The 18,986-nt window shown below is 41.3% G+C and carries 12 protein-coding genes and 1 pseudogene; 11 read left to right on the top strand and 2 right to left on the bottom strand.

Annotated features, from left to right (window positions below; genetic code table 11):
* Positions 1-55: 55 nt before the first annotated feature.
* Positions 56-991, top strand: coding sequence for a 50S ribosomal protein L3 N(5)-glutamine methyltransferase (gene prmB / locus AUR67_RS18450; protein ID WP_058586335.1), 936 nt, complete (start codon positions 56-58; stop codon positions 989-991).
* A gap of 65 nt (positions 992-1,056) precedes the next feature.
* Positions 1,057-2,154 carry a chorismate synthase gene (aroC, locus tag AUR67_RS18445; protein WP_058586334.1) on the top strand — a complete coding sequence of 366 codons (1,098 nt, stop codon included), beginning with the start codon at positions 1,057-1,059 and terminating at the stop codon, positions 2,152-2,154.
* A 68-nt stretch (positions 2,155-2,222) separates the two neighbouring features.
* On the opposite strand, the gene AUR67_RS18440 is transcribed toward aroC, so the two are convergent.
* Positions 2,223-4,223 carry a fused MFS/spermidine synthase gene (locus AUR67_RS18440; RefSeq protein WP_058586333.1) on the bottom strand — a complete coding sequence of 667 codons (2,001 nt, stop codon included), beginning with the start codon at positions 4,221-4,223 and terminating at the stop codon, positions 2,223-2,225.
* A 130-nt stretch (positions 4,224-4,353) separates the two neighbouring features.
* Between AUR67_RS18440 and AUR67_RS18435 the strand changes: the two genes are divergently transcribed.
* On the top strand, positions 4,354-6,357 hold the full coding sequence (locus AUR67_RS18435) for a winged helix-turn-helix domain-containing protein (RefSeq protein ID WP_058586332.1): 2,004 nt from the start codon (positions 4,354-4,356) through the stop codon (positions 6,355-6,357).
* Between the two features lie 13 nt (positions 6,358-6,370).
* On the opposite strand, the gene AUR67_RS18430 is transcribed toward AUR67_RS18435, so the two are convergent.
* The gene (locus AUR67_RS18430; protein ID WP_058586331.1) at positions 6,371-7,210 is read right to left on the bottom strand and encodes a LysR family transcriptional regulator; all 840 of its coding nucleotides are present in this window, start codon (positions 7,208-7,210) and stop codon (positions 6,371-6,373) included.
* Positions 7,211-7,311: 101 nt separating this feature from the next.
* Between AUR67_RS18430 and AUR67_RS18425 the strand changes: the two genes are divergently transcribed.
* From AUR67_RS18425 to AUR67_RS18390, 8 genes and pseudogenes are all read left to right on the top strand, one after another.
* Positions 7,312-7,962, top strand: a complete 651-nt coding sequence (locus tag AUR67_RS18425; RefSeq protein ID WP_058586330.1) for a glutathione S-transferase family protein — start codon at positions 7,312-7,314, stop codon at positions 7,960-7,962.
* A 175-nt stretch (positions 7,963-8,137) separates the two neighbouring features.
* Complete coding sequence (locus AUR67_RS18420) at positions 8,138-9,301, top strand: GGDEF domain-containing protein (protein ID WP_058586329.1); 1,164 nt, start codon at positions 8,138-8,140, stop codon at positions 9,299-9,301.
* A 944-nt stretch (positions 9,302-10,245) separates the two neighbouring features.
* A pseudogene (locus tag AUR67_RS18415) lies at positions 10,246-11,838 on the top strand (HD-GYP domain-containing protein); the annotation flags it as partial.
* Positions 11,839-11,960: 122 nt separating this feature from the next.
* Positions 11,961-15,137, top strand: coding sequence for an HD domain-containing phosphohydrolase (locus AUR67_RS18410; RefSeq protein ID WP_058586327.1), 3,177 nt, complete (start codon positions 11,961-11,963; stop codon positions 15,135-15,137).
* A gap of 90 nt (positions 15,138-15,227) precedes the next feature.
* Entirely contained in the window at positions 15,228-15,797 is a 570-nt protein-coding gene (locus tag AUR67_RS18405; RefSeq protein ID WP_058586361.1) for an elongation factor P hydroxylase, read from the top strand.
* A complete protein-coding gene (locus AUR67_RS18400; RefSeq protein WP_058586326.1) occupies positions 15,787-16,929 on the top strand; it encodes an ATP-NAD kinase family protein in 1,143 nt (380 codons plus the stop codon). The genes AUR67_RS18405 and AUR67_RS18400 overlap by 11 nt, the downstream gene beginning before the upstream one ends.
* A gap of 2 nt (positions 16,930-16,931) precedes the next feature.
* Positions 16,932-17,210, top strand: a complete 279-nt coding sequence (locus tag AUR67_RS18395) for a YfcL family protein (protein WP_054553188.1) — start codon at positions 16,932-16,934, stop codon at positions 17,208-17,210.
* 148 nt (positions 17,211-17,358) lie between these two features.
* Positions 17,359-18,918 (top strand): AbgT family transporter, encoded by a 1,560-nt coding sequence (locus AUR67_RS18390; protein ID WP_058586325.1) that lies wholly within the window; start codon positions 17,359-17,361, stop codon positions 18,916-18,918.
* The last annotated feature ends 68 nt before the right edge of the window (positions 18,919-18,986 follow it).

The following is an 18,986-nucleotide window of genomic DNA, read 5'->3' as shown; positions in this document are numbered from 1 at the left end:
CTGAAAAGACGGTACAATACGCGTCAGAACAGACTTTGAAAGTTAAGGAACATACATGAACCATTTCCAGATAGAAGACGCAATTTTAGACGAGGCAATTGCAGAACTTTCAACGTTGCATGATTGGTTACGTTGGACAACCAGTCAATTTGCCAGCAGTGGTATTTTCTTTGGGCACGGCACAGACAATGCGTGGGATGAAGCAGTTAGCTTACTATTACCAGCATTAAGTTTGCCAATAGATGCGCCAAAAGAGTTAATGCATGCGCGTTTAACCAGCACCGAGAAAAACCGTTTAGCTGAACTAATTGCAGAGCGTATTAATGATTGTACGCCAGTACCGTACCTGACCAACACAGCGTGGTTTGCAGGTATGCCGTTTTATGTTGATGAGCGCGTGTTAATTCCACGTTCGCCATTTGCAGAGTTAATTAATAATCGCTTTGCACCTTGGTTAGAAGAGCCAAGCTCAGTAACGCGCATTCTTGATTTATGTACCGGCTCTGCATGTATCGCTATTGCACTTGCACAAGCATTTGAAGATGCACAGGTCGATGCGGTTGATATTTCATATGAAGCGCTCGAAGTTGCTGATATTAATATTAGCGATTACATGCTAAATGACCGTGTACTGCCAATTCAGTCAGACGTGTTTAGTGGTATTCCGGGTCAAAAATATGACCTGATCGTAGCAAACCCACCGTATGTTGATGCTGAAGATATGGCTGATTTACCTCGTGAATTCCATCATGAGCCAGAGCTTGGTTTAGCATCGGGTCATGATGGTCTTGATGTTACTCGTACCATCTTAGCTGAAGCTGCCGAGCATCTAACTGATAACGGTTTGTTATTTGTCGAAGTTGGCAACTCTATGGTACATATGGAAGAGCTGTACCCAGGCGCACCATTTGAGTGGGTTGAATTCGAACAAGGTGGTCTTGGTGTGTTTGTGATCAGCAAACAGCAACTTGTTAAGTATTTCGCAGATTAACAGCAGATTTTAAAAGCCGAGCCTGAGGGCTCGGTCTCAGTAGTCATTAGGAATGAGGAAAATTAATGGCAGGTAATAGCATCGGGCAACTATTTAAAGTGTCCACCTTTGGTGAGAGCCACGGCGTTGCATTAGGCGGCGTTGTAGATGGCACACCAGCAGGTCTTGAAATTAGTGAGGCCGATTTACAAATTGATTTAGACCGTCGCAAGCCGGGGCAAAGTCGTTATACAACACAGCGCCGCGAAAGTGACGAAGTAAAAATTCTTTCTGGTGTATTCGAAGGTAAAACCACAGGTACTAGCATTGGTTTACTGATTGAAAACACCGACCAACGTTCAAAAGATTACGGCAAAATTGCCGATGTATTTCGCCCAGGTCATGGTGATTATACCTATTGGCATAAATACGGTATTCGTGATTACCGAGGTGGTGGTCGCTCTTCTGCCCGTGAAACGGCGATTCGTGTAGCGGCGGGTGCAATTGCAAAAAAATACCTTAAACAATTTCATGGTATTGAAGTACGTGCTTGTTTGAGCCAGCTTGGGCCAATTAAAGCTGAAGATTACAACTGGGATGAAGTGGAAAACAATGCATTTTTCTTCCCTGATCCGAGTAAATTAGACGCGCTTGATGAATACATGCGCGACCTAAAAAAACAAGGTGATTCTGTAGGCGCTAAAGTTAAAGTGGTTGCTAAAAATGTGCCTGTTGGTCTTGGTGAGCCAGTATTTGATCGCTTAGATGCAGAGCTTGCACACTCATTAATGAGCATTAATGCAGTAAAAGGCGTTGAGATTGGTGACGGCTTTGATGTGGTTGAGCAAAAAGGCTCTGAGCACCGTGATGAATTGACTCCTGATGGTTTTACATCTAATCACGCGGGCGGTGTGCTTGCAGGTATTTCGACAGGGCAAGATATCATTGCTTCTATCGCACTTAAGCCAACCTCAAGCATTACCATACCGGGTAATAGCATTAATACCAGCAACGAAGCGGTAGAGATGATCACCAAAGGACGTCATGACCCATGTGTGGGCATTCGTGCAATTCCTATTGCTGAGGCGATGATGGCGATTACCTTAATGGATCACTTATTGCGCCAACGAGGTCAAAACCCACATGTAAGCCACGAACATGGACCAATCAAAGGTTCGATTTAAGCGCGACTTTAAATAAAGTAAACGCAGTTAATGAGCGCGATGATTATCATCGCGCTTTTTTATGCCTGTTAGAATTTTAATAAGGGGAGTAGACTGTGTTTGCTATCAGTCCACATTGCCAACTCGCTATGTGGGTAGCGTTTAATAGGCGACAAATCACTGATAGATACACGATTTAAAAAAGCCTGATTATCAGTTAACACCACCCAGTCTGAGCCTATGTCTGATGGGCTATGGCCTTGATAGCTAAACTTTAACATTGCCTTATTAAAATGTTGGCTATGTGCCTGTAATACAGGCAGTAAGTCGATATGATTATTTGAGATATGCACAATCAATACGCCATTTTCATTGAGCCTTTGCCAATAAAGTGACATTGCTTCTTGGGTTAGCAAATGTGCAGGAATTACATCACTGGAAAATGCATCAATAATTAAAACATCAAATACTTCGTTCGCATTATTTTTTAGCGCAATACGACCATCCCCTAAGCTGACTGTGAGCTTGGCTTCACTGTTTTCTAAATATGAGAAATAACGCTTTGCCATCTTGTACACATCAGGGTTTAGCTCAAAAAAGTGAATACTATCCTGTTGGTCTGCAAACCGAGCTAAAACGCCCGCACCTAAACCAATCACGCCAATGTTTAGTGCGCTGTGTTGCTTTAGTATGGCAAGTGACTTAGCGACACCAGTATGCTGGTGGTAATAACTTTGCCCAAACTGTTGGCTTGGATTTAGTGGCTCTGAGCCATGAATCGTGGTGCCGTCAATTAAGCGCCTTTCTTTTATTGATTGAGTGTTTATATCTTTAACCGCTAAATAGCCATAAAAGTTGCGGCTAGTTGCAACGTTATATTGGTTAAAGTTTACCGCTAAAAAACAATAGCATGCTAACCAAGTAACTGAGCTGGTTGCGAGAGTGAATTTGAGCTGTTTTGTTTTAGCTTTTGTTTGGTAGTAACACACAAAACTAAAAATAACCGCTAATGTAAGTAAATACTCGTCAATCTGGACAAATAGCAATGGGGCAATGAGCGTACTGAAAAGCGAACCTAACACACCGCCAAGGGCGATATAAAAATAAAAAATGGTAAATTGCTCGTTTTCAGGGGCTTTGTTTCTCAGTTCACCATGACAGATCATACCGGCGGTTAATAGAATCAGGCTGTAAATTATAAGCTGGGCTAGGGCATTGAATAAGCTGCCAAAATAAAACATTAACAGACCTGCAAAAGCCGAAAATATAAACACATATGCCCACACATGACGATGATAATTTGCTTTATTGGCAAACGTATAACTAAAGGTGAGCAAGTAAATTACAAGAGGTAACGACCAAAGTAATGGCATGGGAGGAATATTAGTGCTGATCATATGCGTGGTAGATACCAACATGGCTGAGCTTAAGGCACTTAATAACAGCCATTGACCTTTACCTTTTAAAAGCGTGAAAGGCCTAGTTTGAATAGATGCTCTTGATAAATCGGGTATTTTTTTTAGTAAAAATATTACTAGAAGTGCTAATAACAAGCAGTAGCTGATAAGTCCAAATAGCCAGTATGTAGTTTGCTGCTCTAAAGAAAATAGTAATTCATAAACGAGCGGGTAGCTCATTAATGCCAGTAAAGAACCCAAGTTTGAGATGGAATACCAATGGTAAGGCACCTGGGCTGAAGCAGTTTGCACATACCATCTTTGTAAAAGTACGCTAGTAGCGCTCAGTAGAATAAATATTGGACCAATTTCTATAAATAAATTAACAAACACCGCAAGCGTAGGCGGCCAATTTGTGAGATTTGGAGCTGCAAATTGTGTCACAACAATGAGTGTGGCAAAGGTGACTAAAACTATATGGGTGACTACCTGCAACTTAATATGAAAGCGACCCATTTTATGCGCATAGAAATAGCCAATAAGTAACATGACTTGATAAAACACTAAACTTGCTGACCAGATAGAGGCACCGCCACCAAATTGCGGGAGAAGTTGCTTTGAAAGCATCGGCTGAATTTGAAAAATTAAAAAAGCACTGATGAAAATAGAGAGCGTTGATAAATATTTATACATTGTTTTTATTACCTATTTTGAGATAGCAAAAACAATCCAATAGCCAGAGCAAAGTGACAATGGAGTAACCCTTGAGTTTCTCTTAAGAAAACCTTAATCTTTGATTCGTAAATATTTATTGGAGAAGTAAGTGGCGCGTTATCGAATCGGTAAATTTGCAATTGATGAGAGTCGATGTTTAATTTCATCGCAAGATTATGAGCAAATAGTCGAGCCAAAGGTCATGGATGTATTACATACCCTTTATTTAAATAAAGGTGAAGTTGTAAGCCAAGAAGTAATCTTTGCAAAAGTGTGGCCTAATGCTACCTATAACCCCAGTTCGGTACAGCGTTGTATCGCATTACTACGAAAAGCACTTCAAGAAGATGCCAAAAATCCGCAGTATATAATTACACACCCTAAGCGCGGTTATAGCCTTGAAAAAGTAACACAGGGGCAAAGCAAAAAACTAAAAGGGCAACATCTTGGGTTGCTGTTTGTTTTATTAATAAGCCTTATTGCTATTGCGTGGCAACTAATCCCTAAACAGCAAGATACTGCTCACTTTACCCAGTTGATGCCACTCACTTCGAGTGAACTAAATGAAGCTAATTTGTCACTTTCACATAGTGGTAAGTACCTTGCTTTTGTTCGAGGTAATAAAGGAAGTCAGCAGATTTGGATTAAAGAGCTTGCGACTGAGCGAGAGGTGAAGCTAACTGAAGACGCAGCAAGCTACTACGCTTTGGGGTGGTCTAACTCCGATAATGCGATTGCGTTTGTGAAAAGCGCAGAGCAGAAACAATATCTGAACACATTAAGCATTGATTTATCGAAATTTCAGCCGTTAGAACAAGCGACGGTGAGTGTTTTTAATGACACCGTTGTAACTAGTCACCACATCGATTGGCATGCTGATAAGCTGCTCTTTTACATAGAAAAAGATAAACTAAACAACGATACTCGACTCGTTTCACTTAACTTAGAATCTAAACAAAAGACACATTTACTAGCTGCTACACAGCAAGATTGGTTACTTGTTAATGCGTTATCGAAAGATGGCCGTAAAGTCGCAATGGGTATTGAAGCGGGGCAAAACAAATACCGTATTGATGTACTCGACCTTGGCAGTAAAAAAATACAAACTATTGCCATTATAGAAAACGGTATTCAAGGGTTAAGTTGGCACCCGAACAATCAAGCGCTATTAATTAGCCAACGAAATCAGCTTGTTAATCTAGAGCTAGATGGTGAGCTTCAGCTAATTTCATTTAATAATTATCAAATAATTCGTGATGCACAGTACACACCTGACGCTGAAGCCATTTTGATGGAGCTAGTGAATGTTGATGTAGATATTGTTAGCCAAACACGTGCTAACCCTGACACTCTGACCAAACTCGTAGATACCTCATCAATCGACTTTTTACCCGTGTTTTCGCCAGACTCAACGAAATTTGTTTTTGAGTCTCATCGTTTTGGATTAAAACAATTGTTTTTATACGATAATGGCAAGCAAACGCGCATTTTTGCTAACCCTGATAATCATGAGTTATTTGGCATTGTTTGGAGCCAGGACGCACGGCAGGTTTACACCGCAAGTAAAGATACATTGTTTAAAATTGATTTAAGCAGTGGTACTTATGAAACAATTCCTCACGGCAATCATTCTTTCTATTTGAGAGAAATGTATCACAATGAAGATGCGGTTTTAGTTTCATATCGAGCAGAGGATGGACAGACATTTCACCCTGCAAAATTCGATTTAACAAGCCTAACTTTGACACCATTTACTGGCTCAGGGAAACGTTTAAGCTGCTATGGCATGGATTTAGATGAGCAAGACCAGATCTATTTTTCAAATAGCAACGAAGTGTTCCGAGTTAATAGCCGAGGAGATACTGAGACTGTTTGGCAGGCAGCTAACAATGACATCATTGGTATATCTGTAAGTAATCAGCAATTAGCGGTCACTATGGAACATGCTGATACTATTAATTTCCAGCGTATTGATTTGGCAACCGCTGCAACAGAAAGTTGGCAACTAACTCAACCTAAGCAACATATGTTGATCAACAGTGCCCATGATTTAACAGAGTTTTTATACCTTACAGAGCCTAATAGAACTCGTAAGTTAGTAAAGCTTCTATAGCTTGGTATGCTTTTTACGTCTTAATCAAATCAACAAGCTGCTTAAGTTGCTCATGACAGAGTGGGTTGTGGGCGTGATTACCGTATAGCAGGACGATATCAATAACAGGCAGTACCGGAAGTGAGGTACCGCAGATCTCTTCCACACCCGATTGCATGCTTATTCGCGCCATACTGCCAATTGCCAGTCCCTGTTTAATCAAGCCATGTAACGCTCCCGCTGAGCCACAACAGGCAATAATATTAAAACGGCGTTCGGCTTTTAATAAACCCTCAATACTGGCTTGGTGAAACTTACAGTCTCGTTGAAACAAGGCGATAGGAAGTGGGGTTGAATCGTTAATCTCAAAAGTGGGGCTTTTCACCCATACGCCTTGGCTTGATTGTAATAAGTAGCCTTCTTCGCTGTCTGGCGAGCGAGTGGCAATCACTAAATCGAGCATACCTTGGTCTAGCTTGGCTCTAAGCTCAGTACTTGGGGCGCAGCTTATTTGTACATCCAGCGCATTAAACTGTTGGTGTAAGGCATCAACCAGCTCTGGTAGCAAAGAGTGGGCATAGTCGTCAGGACAACCAATGCGCACACGTAAATTGCCAGTGCCTGCTTTTAATTGCTTAAAGGCTTCATCATGAAGCGCTATTAATTGCTTTGCATAGCTTGCTAGCTGGTGGCCTTGATGGGTTAGCACCAGTTGACGACCTTGCTTTTCAAATAGCGGACTTGCAATGTCTTGTTCAAGCTTTTTCATTTGCATACTTACCGCAGATTGGGTTCTGCAAATTTGTGCTGCAGCGCGGGTGAAACTGCCTGTATCAACAAAGGCACAAAAAGTCCTGAGGGCATCAATATCCATAATGTATCAGCTTTTCTTATAGGTAGCATAAAAACAATTGGCGAGTAATTACCCAATTGCTGTTTTATAGTGAGCCTAATCTAAACGTTAAAGGAAGCACAATGCAATTATTTATTGGTAATAAAAATTACTCAACTTGGTCATTGCGGGTCTGGTATTTACTGAGTAAATTCAATATCTCTTTTACAGAGCAACAATTGATATTAGATACGCCTGAATTTTATGCAGCATTAAAAAGTAAGTTTCCAGTGCAAAAAGTGCCGGCTCTTATTGATGCTGAGTTAACCGTATGGGATTCACTTGCTATTTGTGAATACATCAATGATGCTTATCTAAATGGTGCTGCTTGGCCTAGTGAAATAGCCCAAAGAGCAAAAGCACGCAGTCTCGCGGCTGAGATGCACTCTGGTTTTGTTGCACTTCGTAATGAAATGCCAATGAATATTCGCGCTAAAAGGCATGTTGAATTATCAGAGCAAGCTAAAAAAGACATTGCGCGTATCGATGAGATATTTTCTGCTCAGCAGCAAAGTTACCCTAACGCATGGTTATTTGGTGAGTTCTCTATTGTTGATGCGATGTTTGCACCTGTGGTGCTGCGCTTCAAAACGTATCAGGTGGAGCTTTCGCATGTTGCACAAGCATATTGCCAGCACGTACTTAGTTGCCCGGTAATGCAAAATTGGATCAGCGAAGCCCTTAAAGAAACGGATATTGTAGACTGTGATGAAGCAGGTGAAGAAATCAACTAACTGAAATTTAGAATATTTTCCTATTTAATTTATTGCCTACTATACTTTTATTTGGGTTTTTTTGTCGTATTTTTATACAAAAATACTAGTTTAATTAATGAGCATACACTCTATACTAGAGTAGTTGCTCTTTAATCTAACACCCCTCACTTCCTTTCGTAGTAGGCATTTATTTATGGGCGCTTTTGCAGCAAAATTATTAAATCAAGATATGACGATAGAGCGCTATGCTTGCCAATTTAAATCGTTACAGGTTGAGCAAGCATTTTTGCAAAGTAAATTTGCTCAAGATAAAAAAATAGCTCAGTTTCTTACCTGTTTGATTGCAGTTGTTACTTTTTTGGTTACATTCTTTGACAAGATGATCATTCAAGCGAGCTTTTGGCCCGATATTGCCCTGATCGGTAGAGCCGTTACTATATCAGTTTGTTTACTAAGCGCTTTTGGTTTAGGTTTTATAAAAACTCCAGGGCAGTTAAAACCCGTGATTGTCGTGTTTATGGTGTTTTTATTTTTGAATATCCAGTTCATGGTTGTCACCTATGAGCGAAATTATATTTTGCACATGTTTTTTGATGTGATCATTTTGATCACCTTTTACTTTTCAACATTGTTATCTTTGAAGTTATCTTTGTTTTTAGGTGTTGCTTACAGTGTGTTCGCTGTGATTGTTATTTACTCCTATAAAGATATATCTATTCACTCATTTTATGTGGTGATCTTAGCGCATGTTGCGGCCAACTTAGCAGGCATGATCATGGCTGCTCATGAGCATATTATCCGTAGGGAGCTGTTTGTAAGGAATACTCAGCTTGCGCAACTTGCTCACGAAATGAAAACCCAAGCACTCAAAGACTCACTCACTCAACTGCCTAACCGCCGCGCTTTTGATAATGCTTTCCCAGAGTACCAAAGGCTCACTCAGCAGCAACAAGGTGAGCCAAAACAGGTCTGTGTTATTTTGGCTGATATTGATTATTTTAAACGTGTGAATGATACCCACGGCCACGAGGTGGGGGATGTTGTATTACAACGTTTTTCTGCTTTTTTAACTCACTCACTACGTACCTCTGATGATGTGTATCGCTTTGGCGGAGAGGAGTTTGTAATTGTACTACCACTATGCTCTGTGCCAGATGCAACGGTTATTATTAATAGTATGATCTCAAGGTTGAATAGTGAAATGTGCGAAGTTGGTGAGTTATCTTTACCAATTCGCGCAAGTTTTGGTTTAACTGTGATGAGAGAAGAGGAGCAAAAATCAGTTATCTCAAGAGCTGATGCTGCACTTTATCAGGCTAAAGATGCAGGACGTAATCAATTAGTTATTAAACTTTAATAGCTTAATTATGCGTTAAAACATGTACCTTATAGTCATTTCGGTATAATCTTTAATCATATTATTTTCTTATATTAGCAAGCAAGGAGTCGCGAATGCTAACACGCCACGATAAAGGGTATAAAATTTCAATTAGAGCCAGTGTCTTGCTGGTATTTGCCCTTGCAAGTTTACTCACAGGCGTGGTGGCGATTAGTTTGCATTATTACTTTAGTGAAAAGCTGATACTGCAAACTAAATCAGAACAATTTAAACAAACTAGCCAGCAAATAGCCGATCACATCACCCGAATCAACCAGCGTGCCGACAATACCTTAAGCGTGATGATCCACGACACGCGATTATTTTCGAATAGCCAAGATAATAAAGAGATTTTACAGCATGTATTGCTCGAAATTTTAACGCGCCATCCAGACTTTTATTCGCTTATTCTTGGTCATGCTAATGGCGACTTATTACAGGTTATTAATTTAAAAGGCTATGCCAAGCTTCCTTCATCGTTTCAACTTGATGAAGACGATCATTGGCTGGTGTATCAAATTACAGGGCAGGGCAGCGATCGTAAGCAAGTAACCACGTATTTAGACGAGTCGCTCAACGTTCGTAAAAGAGACATTAAAGCGACAGATTACGACCCGCGAACCCGTGTTTGGTTTCAGGATGCAATCAGTACTTCGGTGACGAAAACTGAGCAGTACGTGTTTAACGTATTTGATGTACCAGGTTATACCTATGCAATTAAATCAGCGCAAACAGGCGATGTATTAGCGATTGATATTGCCAGTGCAAGTTTGAATCATTTTTTAACCGCGCAACAAACTAAAATGAAGCACTTGGTTGAAAGTGAAATGTATGTTTATCGGGGTGATGGCGAGATTATTGCGAGCAGTAAAAATCAAAGCCATCAGCATAGTTTTGCTGATTTATCCCAGTTAGTTAAATTAGATGAGCAGCAATCTGGGCTTGCTAATAAAGCGCATCAATTTGGTAAAATGCTAAGCGTCCATGAAAAGGGTATAGAAAAGTACATGTTTGTGCTACCTCTGCCGCTCAGTAGCGATATGCAATCTGATGAAGTGGATTATTTTACCGTACTGGTATCTAAAGATGATGTGTTAGCGGTAATTAAAGAAAAAATACGAATTTCAATTTTAGTCACGGGTTTATTTTTACTTTTGCTGCTGCCCGTTTCATGGTTTTTTGCCTCTTCAATCGTTAACCCAATACTTAAACTAGTGGGTGAGAACAAAAAAATTCAACAGCGCGATTATAATGAGGTATCAACGCTTTCGAGCCATATTTTAGAAATTCATTATTTAGCTAGTTCGATGGTCGATATGAGTCGCTCCATTGAGCAACATGAAAATTCTCAAAAAGCGCTGATGGAGTCCTTTGTTGAGCTTATTGCGCAAGCCATTGATGATAAATCTCCCTATACGGCAGGGCATTGTGAGCGGGTGCCAGAGCTGGGTATTTGGCTTGCTGATGCAGCATCAGGTTCAACAGATGAGGCGTTTTCTGAGTTCAGCTTTAAAACCCCTGATGAGCGACGCGAGTTTCGTTTAGCAGCGTGGTTGCACGATTGCGGTAAAATCACCACACCAGAGCATATTGTTGATAAAGGCACTAAGCTCGAAACCATTTATAACCGTATTCATGAAGTACGCACCCGGTTTGAAGTGCTGCTGCGTGATGCAAAAATTGCTTACTATGAGCAACTATTAGCGCACCCAGAGCAGCAATCTGTGCTTAAGCAAAAGCTTGAGCAACAAACTGAAAAGTTACACGCAGACTTTAGCTTTATTGCTGCCTGTAATGTTGGTGGTGAGTTTATGGATGAAGCGCAGCTGTCTCGTTTACATGAGGTTGCTAGCATTAAATGGCAGCGCCATTTTGACGCAAGTTTAGGTTTATCACCCCTTGAAGAAATGCGTATGGCTGATTTGAAGAATCAGCATTTACCTGTCGAAGAGTCACTGCTAAGCGATAAGCCAAGTGATTTAATTCCACACGAAAAAGCCGTTGAGTACCCAGAGAGTTTGGGCATTAATATGGTCATTCCTGAGTATAAATATAACCTTGGCGAAGTGTATAACTTGTCGGTGGCGCGGGGCACGTTAACAGCGGAAGACCGATTTAAGATCAATGAGCATGTGATCAGCACAATTCGTATGCTTGGTAGTGTGCCATTCCCTAAAGAATTAGCGAAAGTTCCGCGTTATGCTTCAACCCACCACGAAACCTTAAAAGGCACCGGTTATCCACGAAAATTAACCGCTGAGCAGTTATCAATACCTGAACGTGTGTTAGTACTTGCTGACATCTTCGAAGCATTAACCGCAGCAGATAGACCTTATAAAAAAGCGAAACCTCTGAGTGTTGCTATTGATATTTTAGCGAAAATGGTCGATGACGATCACATTGACCGTGACGTATTTGAGCTCTTTTTAACTTCAGGCATATACCTAAAATATGCAAAACAGTTTTTACATGAGTCGCAAATCGATTCGGTCGATATACAAAAATATCTAAGGTAATTATTTGCTTATGCTTTAGGCTAATTTTGCAGTGTTTTTGTTTGTAATACAAAGTTATTGGTGTATAAAGATTATACAAGCTAATATTATTTACGAACAAAGCATTGCAAGGAGATGCATAAGTGCTGGTATCTGCTTTTCAAAAACTCAAACAAAAAATTCGTTTTTCGATTCGTCTTACCGTTGTTGCGGTGTTCGTATTAGCCACCTCATTAACAGCCCTGATTGCAATTAGCCTGCAATATTATTTCAGTGAAAAAATGGCTTTAGAAGCCAGTGTTAAAAACTTTAATTTAGCCACCGGCTCCGTTGCTGATTACCTTACAGGGGTGAATGAAAAGTCAGAAAACACATTAAGTGTGATGGTACAAAATAGCAGTCTTATCAGCGCCGACAGCGAAGATAAAAGCGAACTGAGAGATGTCATGAGCGAAATCATGCAGCTCAATCCATTGTTTTATGCCTTATATGTCGGCTATGAAAATGGTGACTTTTATGAATTAATTAATTTAGAAAGTAGTGAAATTGTTCGCCAGCAGTTGCAAGCCATCGAAGCGGATCGTTGGGTAGTGATCCATATTAGCGGTGAAGGTGTAGAGCGTGTTCAGCACACTCATTACTTTGATCAGCAATTTAATTTGCGTATCTCTCAAACAAAGAGTACCAGCTATGATCCGCGAGAGCGTTTGTGGTTTAAGCAAGCAAACTCGACCCGAGTCAATAAAACCAAGCCGTATTTTTTCACCCACCTACAAGCTCCCGGGCAAACCTATTCGATAAAGTCGGCAAGAGAAAACAGTGTATTGGCGTTAGACGTGAGCTTATCGAGCATTTCTGAGTATTTAAGTAAACAGCAAAGTAAAATGAGCAGCCAGTATTTAAGTGAGCTGTATATTTACAACAAAGAAGGTGAAATTGTTGCCTCTAACCAACAAAAAAATAGCTTATTATTGCCAAGGCTTGAAAAACTAGCTCTTACTGAAGATCAGCAAAGTGTATTAGCAAAGTACCCTTATTTGAGTGTGTCTAACGAAACCAATTGGCCACCAATGGACTTTAGTGTTGGCGGAAACCCAAAAGGCTATAGCATTGATTATATTAATGGTTTGGCTGAGTTGCTGGGAATTAAGGTGACTTTTATAAATGGTTTTACTTGGGCTGAGTTTTTAAGCCAATTTGCAAAAGATGAAATAGACATTATTCAGCCTATTTTTAAAACGCCTGCTAATGAGCCGCTTGGTCTTATGAGCCAAACTATGGCGACCTTACCGTTCAGTATCATTACAGCAAAAGGGTCCACACCAGTTGTTACCATGAAGCAGTTAGCGGGCAAACAGTTGGCTATAGGCGAGGGCTGGTCGGTGATTAAAGTGATCAAAGAGCACTTTCCCGACATCGATATTGTTGAGCTACCAAGTACAAAAGCGGTGCTTGATGCAGTAAGCGAAGGGCGCGTCTATGCTGGTTTAGATAACGAGGCGGTATTCAAATACACCCAAAAGCAGTTTTTTATAGATGGTATTCAGTACAATCAGCTCGATAGTTATAGCCACGATCTACTACCCGATACCCTGCATTTATTGTTTCATCCAGAGGATGCAGCGCTTAAAGACTTAATTGATATGGCAATCACTCAGTTGCCAAATTCGTACATTGCTGCTCTTGAGCGAAAATGGTTAGGGAGCGATGCCAGTCAGCAAACACAAGTAATTGGCACTGTGCCATATCCTGAGTTTTTAACTTTAATTACAGATGAAACAAACTTTGCCCATTTACGTTTGATGACCCTAAATGGCATTGAAAAGTACGTGTATATCACTCCGCTTTCAGAAGGGGGCATTAATAGCGATTACTTAGCGATAGTGGTGCCGAAAGAGGGGGTACTAAGCTCTACCCGTGAGAAAATTAAGCTCTCTATTTTTATCACTGCCGCATGCTTAATTATGGTATTGCCGGTGTCGTGGTTTTTTGCCTCACCCATTGTTGCACCTATTAAGACCTTAGAGGGCGAAAACTTAAAGATAAAGCGCCGTCAGTTTGACCAAGTTTCAACCTTAAAAAGCAGTATTAAAGAAATCAATAACCTGGCCACCTCTATGGTGCAAATGAGTCAATCTATTCAGCAGCATGAGCAAAATCAAAAAGCCTTAATGGAATCATTTATTGAGCTTATTGCGCAGGCCATCGATGATAAATCGCCCTATACAGCAGGGCACTGCGAACGAGTACCAGAACTGGGCATTATGTTGGCCAAAGCGGCCTCAAGCTCAGATGAACACGCTTTTAAAGAGTTTGCCTTTAAAAATAAAGACGAGCTAAGAGAGTTTAGCCTCGCAGCTTGGCTACATGACTGCGGTAAAATCACCACCCCAGAGCATATCGTCGACAAAGGCACTAAGTTAGAAACCATTTATAACCGCATTCATGAAGTGCGCACACGTTTTGAAGTACTTTGGCGAGATGCAGAAATCGCTTATTTAAAAGCGTTGCAAAGCTCACCAGAAAAGCAACCTGAGCTTGAAGCCGAGCTTGGCAAACGCCAAGCACAATTACGCAGTGATTTTTCGTTTATCGCAGCGTGCAATGTGGGTGGCGAATTTATGGATGAAGCAAGTCTTAAGCGTTTAGAGGCGCTAAGTATCATAACGTGGCAACGACATTTTGATGATAAAATAGGCCTTTCGCCAGTTGAAGAGCTGCGAGTTCACAGCAGCGATGAGCAGCTGCCTGTTACTGAAAAGCTGCTTTCAGATAAGCCTGAGCATCTGATCACCCATGATAAACCCATTGAGTATGATGAGCGCTTAGGCATTAAAGTGAGCATTCCTGAGTACAAGTATAATCTTGGTGAGCTGTATAACTTGCAAATTCAGCGCGGTACGTTAACAAACGAAGACCGCTTTAAAATTAATGAGCATATTATCAGCACTATTCGAATGCTCGATAATGTACCGTTCCCTGAAGAGTTAGCACGGGTGCCACGTTATGCCTCGACCCATCACGAAACTCTCAAAGGCACGGGGTATCCGCGTAAGTTATTTGCAGATGATTTATCGATACCTGAGCGTGTGCTGGTGCTGGCTGATATCTTCGAGGCATTAACCGCTGCCGATAGACCTTATAAAAAAGCCAAGCCACTCAGTGTTGCCATTGATATTTTAGCCAAGATGGTAGCCGATCAGCATGTTGATGAAGATGTGTTCAAATTATTTTTAACATCAGGTATTTACCTTGAATATGCAAAACGCTATTTGAACCCAGAGCAAATCGATGATGTTGATATCGCAAAATACCTGTAACTGAGGGCGGTTGCTTTTACTTTAGAGTGAAAAGTCCGTACAATTCGCCTCGTTTTTAGTGACGCTTTTAACGAGATGAATTCAAGCCGTATGCATCAGATTGCTGACTTAATCGCTATTTTTGAAAGCACCTTTTATCAAAGCCATAACACGCGTTTGATAAAGGGTGATGATGAACCTATTTACCTGCCTGCTGATGAGCAAACGCCTTATCACCAAATTGTGTTTGCCCACGGTTTTTATGCCAGTGCTTTACACGAAATTGCCCATTGGCTGGTGGCTGGTGAGGCACGCCGGTTAAAAGAAGATTATGGCTATTGGTATTGCCCAGATGGTCGTGATAAGCACCAGCAAGCTGAATTTGAAGCAGTTGAAGTAAAGCCCCAAGCTATAGAGTGGGCGCTCAGTACTGCAGCAGGTTTTGATTTTAATGTATCGGTTGATAATTTAAATGGCGAGCAAACCTGTCGATTCGATTTTCAAGCGCGAGTTCACCAGCAAGTGTTGAGCTTTTTAGCATCTGGCTTTAATCAGCGCACAACAGCACTTCTTAAAGCATTGAGTGATTTCTATAAAACCCCATGGCCACTAACGGCTGCTCAGTTTACGTGGCAGCGTGATTTTCATGGCAACCCAGGAGCTTTATCTGATGCAGTTTAAATTAGGTTTGATTGTAAATCCGGTTGCCGGCTTAGGTGGCAGTGTCGCACTAAAGGGCAGTGATGGCGCAGATACCGCTGCAAAAGCAATGCAACTTGGTGCGGAGCCAAAAGCAAACTTACGCACCCGAGCGGCACTTGAAGTGCTGCTTGCCCATCAAGATGACTTAATCATTTACACTGTAAACGGTGAAATGGGCGAGCAAACGGCAAAGCAACTAGGCTTTCAAAGCCAAGTTATTTACCAAACAAACGATATCACCACCCCAGATGACACAGAGCAGGCTGCCAAGCTATTAGTTGAGCAAGGTGTCGACCTTATTTTATTTGCGGGTGGCGATGGTACTGCCCGCAATATTTGCCATGCGGTTGGCGATAGCACTCCTGTATTAGGTATTCCTGCAGGCTGTAAAATCCATTCTGGGGTTTATGCTATTACCCCAAAAGCAGCTGGGCGTGTTGTTGAGATGCTAGTTAAAGGTGAGCTTGTAAGCCTTGGTGATGCTGATGTGATGGATATCGACGAAGAAGCATTTCGTGAAGGCACGGTAAAAGCTAAGCGCTTTGGTGAAATGCAAGTGCCGAGTGAAGTACGTTATGTACAGGCAGTTAAAAATGGCGGTAAAGAAACCGATGAATTAGTGCTTGCCGATATAGCAGCCTATGTTGTTAGTGAAATGGATGAAGACTGCTTATATGTGATGGGCAGTGGTTCTACAGTCGCGGCAATTATGGAAGAAATGGGTCTTGAAAATACCTTGCTGGGTGTAGACTTAGTGGCAGACCAAGAGCTTATCGCACAGGATTTAACTGCTCAGCAATTACTTGAACTCACGCAAGGTAAAGAAACCAAATTGGTGATCACCTTAATTGGTGGCCAAGGCCATATCTTCGGCCGAGGTAATCAGCAATTAAGCCCTGCATTAATCCGTGCGGTTGGTCGTGATAACATTATTGTTGTAGCCACTAAAACTAAATTACAGGCTTTAAATGGCCGACCACTGATTGCCGATACGGGTGACAGTGACTTAGACGATGAATTAAGTGGTTATATTCGCGTAACCACAGGTTTCAATGACCATATTATGTATGCAGTGGGTCATCAAGATGGGCTGCACCCAGAGGAGAAGTAACAATGAGTTTAGTAAGTTATATTGATGCAGCGCAGCAATATTTTGATGATTTAGTTGATAAAGCAACAGACGACGAGCTATTTGCTGGTGGTTATTTACGTGGTCACTTTGACTTAGCTGTAGGCTATGCACAAGTAGAAGAATTAAACTTATCGATTGATGAGTTAAACAATCAAGTTGAATCTAGCCTTGTAAAAGCTTATCGCAACGGTGAGCTAAACGAAGAAGATAAAGAGCTTGTTGTGCGCCTGTGGGATGAAGTTAAAGCTCTTGCAGCTTAATCTAATTAAATAAAATTCTGTAAAGCGACCTGTGTCGCTTTTTTTACATTATCACTTTACCTTTATCAGGTAATTTCATTAACTTAAAATTTACCTTAGTAGTTAGATACGTTAAGGTTAACGAGATATTTTTCCAGGGAATTTGAAAATGAATAACAATAATGATGTGCAGGCACCAAGTGGTGCAATCGCACGTTTTCTAAATACCATAGAAAGGGTAGGTAACAAGCTACCTGATCCGGCTATTATATTCTTAGTCGCCATGCTACTTATTTGGTTTTTATCTTGGCTTTTCTCGGGTACTACATTTGATGCAATCGACCCGCGCACTGGCGAAGCCATCGTTGTAAATAACCTATTAGCAGGGGACTCCCTTGCCACCTTCTTATCTTCGATGGTTAAAACCTTCACTGGCTTTGCGCCGCTTGGTGTAGTGCTGGTTGCTATGTTAGGTGTTGGTGTTGCTGAGCATTCTGGCTTTATCAATACCGGCCTTAAATTAATGTTAAAAGTAACGCCTAAGCAGCTTTTAACACCGTCTATTATTTTAGTGGCGATTGTCAGCCATACCGCAACTGATGCCGGTTACGTGTTAGTGATCCCACTTGCTGGGGTTATTTTCTATGCGATGGGGCGTCATCCGCTTGCAGGTATTGCAGCTGCGTTTGCAGGGGTAAGTGGAGGCTTTAGCGCAAACTTTATTCCGTCAGGGATTGATCCGTTACTGCAAAGCTTTACCCAAAGTGCGGCGCAAATTATTAACCCAGATATGGCGATTAACCCGCTTAATAACTGGTTTTTCACCTCAGCTTCGAGCTTATTTATTATCTTATTAGGCTGGTATATCACAGATAAAATCATCGAGCCGCGTTTACAAAACACGCCACTTGATGGAGATACCGAAGACCTACCTGCCTTTGATGAAGCACGCAGTGATGAAAAACGTGCGTTCTATATTGCAAGCACAGTGATGATTGCAGGCCTTGCTCTACTTTGGTTTGTATCAGCGCCAGCCGACTCAGCAATGCGAAGCAGTGATGGCTCGTTAACTAATTTCCGCTCACCATTAATGCAATCAATTGTGCCACTTATCTTCTTACTGTTTTGGATCCCTGGTGCCGTCTACGGTTTTGCCGTGGGTACCTTCAAAAGCTCTAAAGATATGATAGATGCAATGAGTAAAGCGATGAGTGGTATGGCTTACTATATTGTTATGGCGTTCTTCTGTGCGTTATTTATTGCTGCATTTAGTAAATCAAACCTAGGTGCATTACTTGCAATTGAAGGTGCACAACTATTAAAAGCAATGGCTCTGCCAAGTTCAGTCACGGTAGTAGGCATTATCTTCTTAACGGCGTTCGTGAACCTATTTGTTGGCTCAAGCTCAGCAAAATGGGCGCTATTAGGGCCAATCTTTGTACCTATGCTTATGCAACTGGGTATTTCACCTGATTTAACGCAAGCTGCGTACCGTGTAGGTGACTCAAGCTCGAATATCATCACGCCACTAATGCCATACTTCCCACTGGTTGTTGTGTACTGCCAAAAGTATGTAAAAGGCACAGGTATCGGCACCTTAATTGCGATGATGTTACCGTATTCAATCGCCTTCTTAATCGGTTGGAGTATCTTCTTACTCGCGTACTGGGGCTTAGGCATTCCACTAGGTCTTCAATCAAACTACGCATACCCAGCCATCGGCTCATAACGATTAGAGTAACAAAGCCTCAGCATTCCAGCGTGAGGCTTTAAAAAAACTGAAGTCTGATAGCTGAC

Source organism: Pseudoalteromonas sp. XI10 (assembly GCF_001469895.1).
GTDB lineage: Bacteria > Pseudomonadota > Gammaproteobacteria > Enterobacterales > Alteromonadaceae > Pseudoalteromonas.
This window is presented reverse-complemented; position numbering and strand designations above follow the sequence as displayed.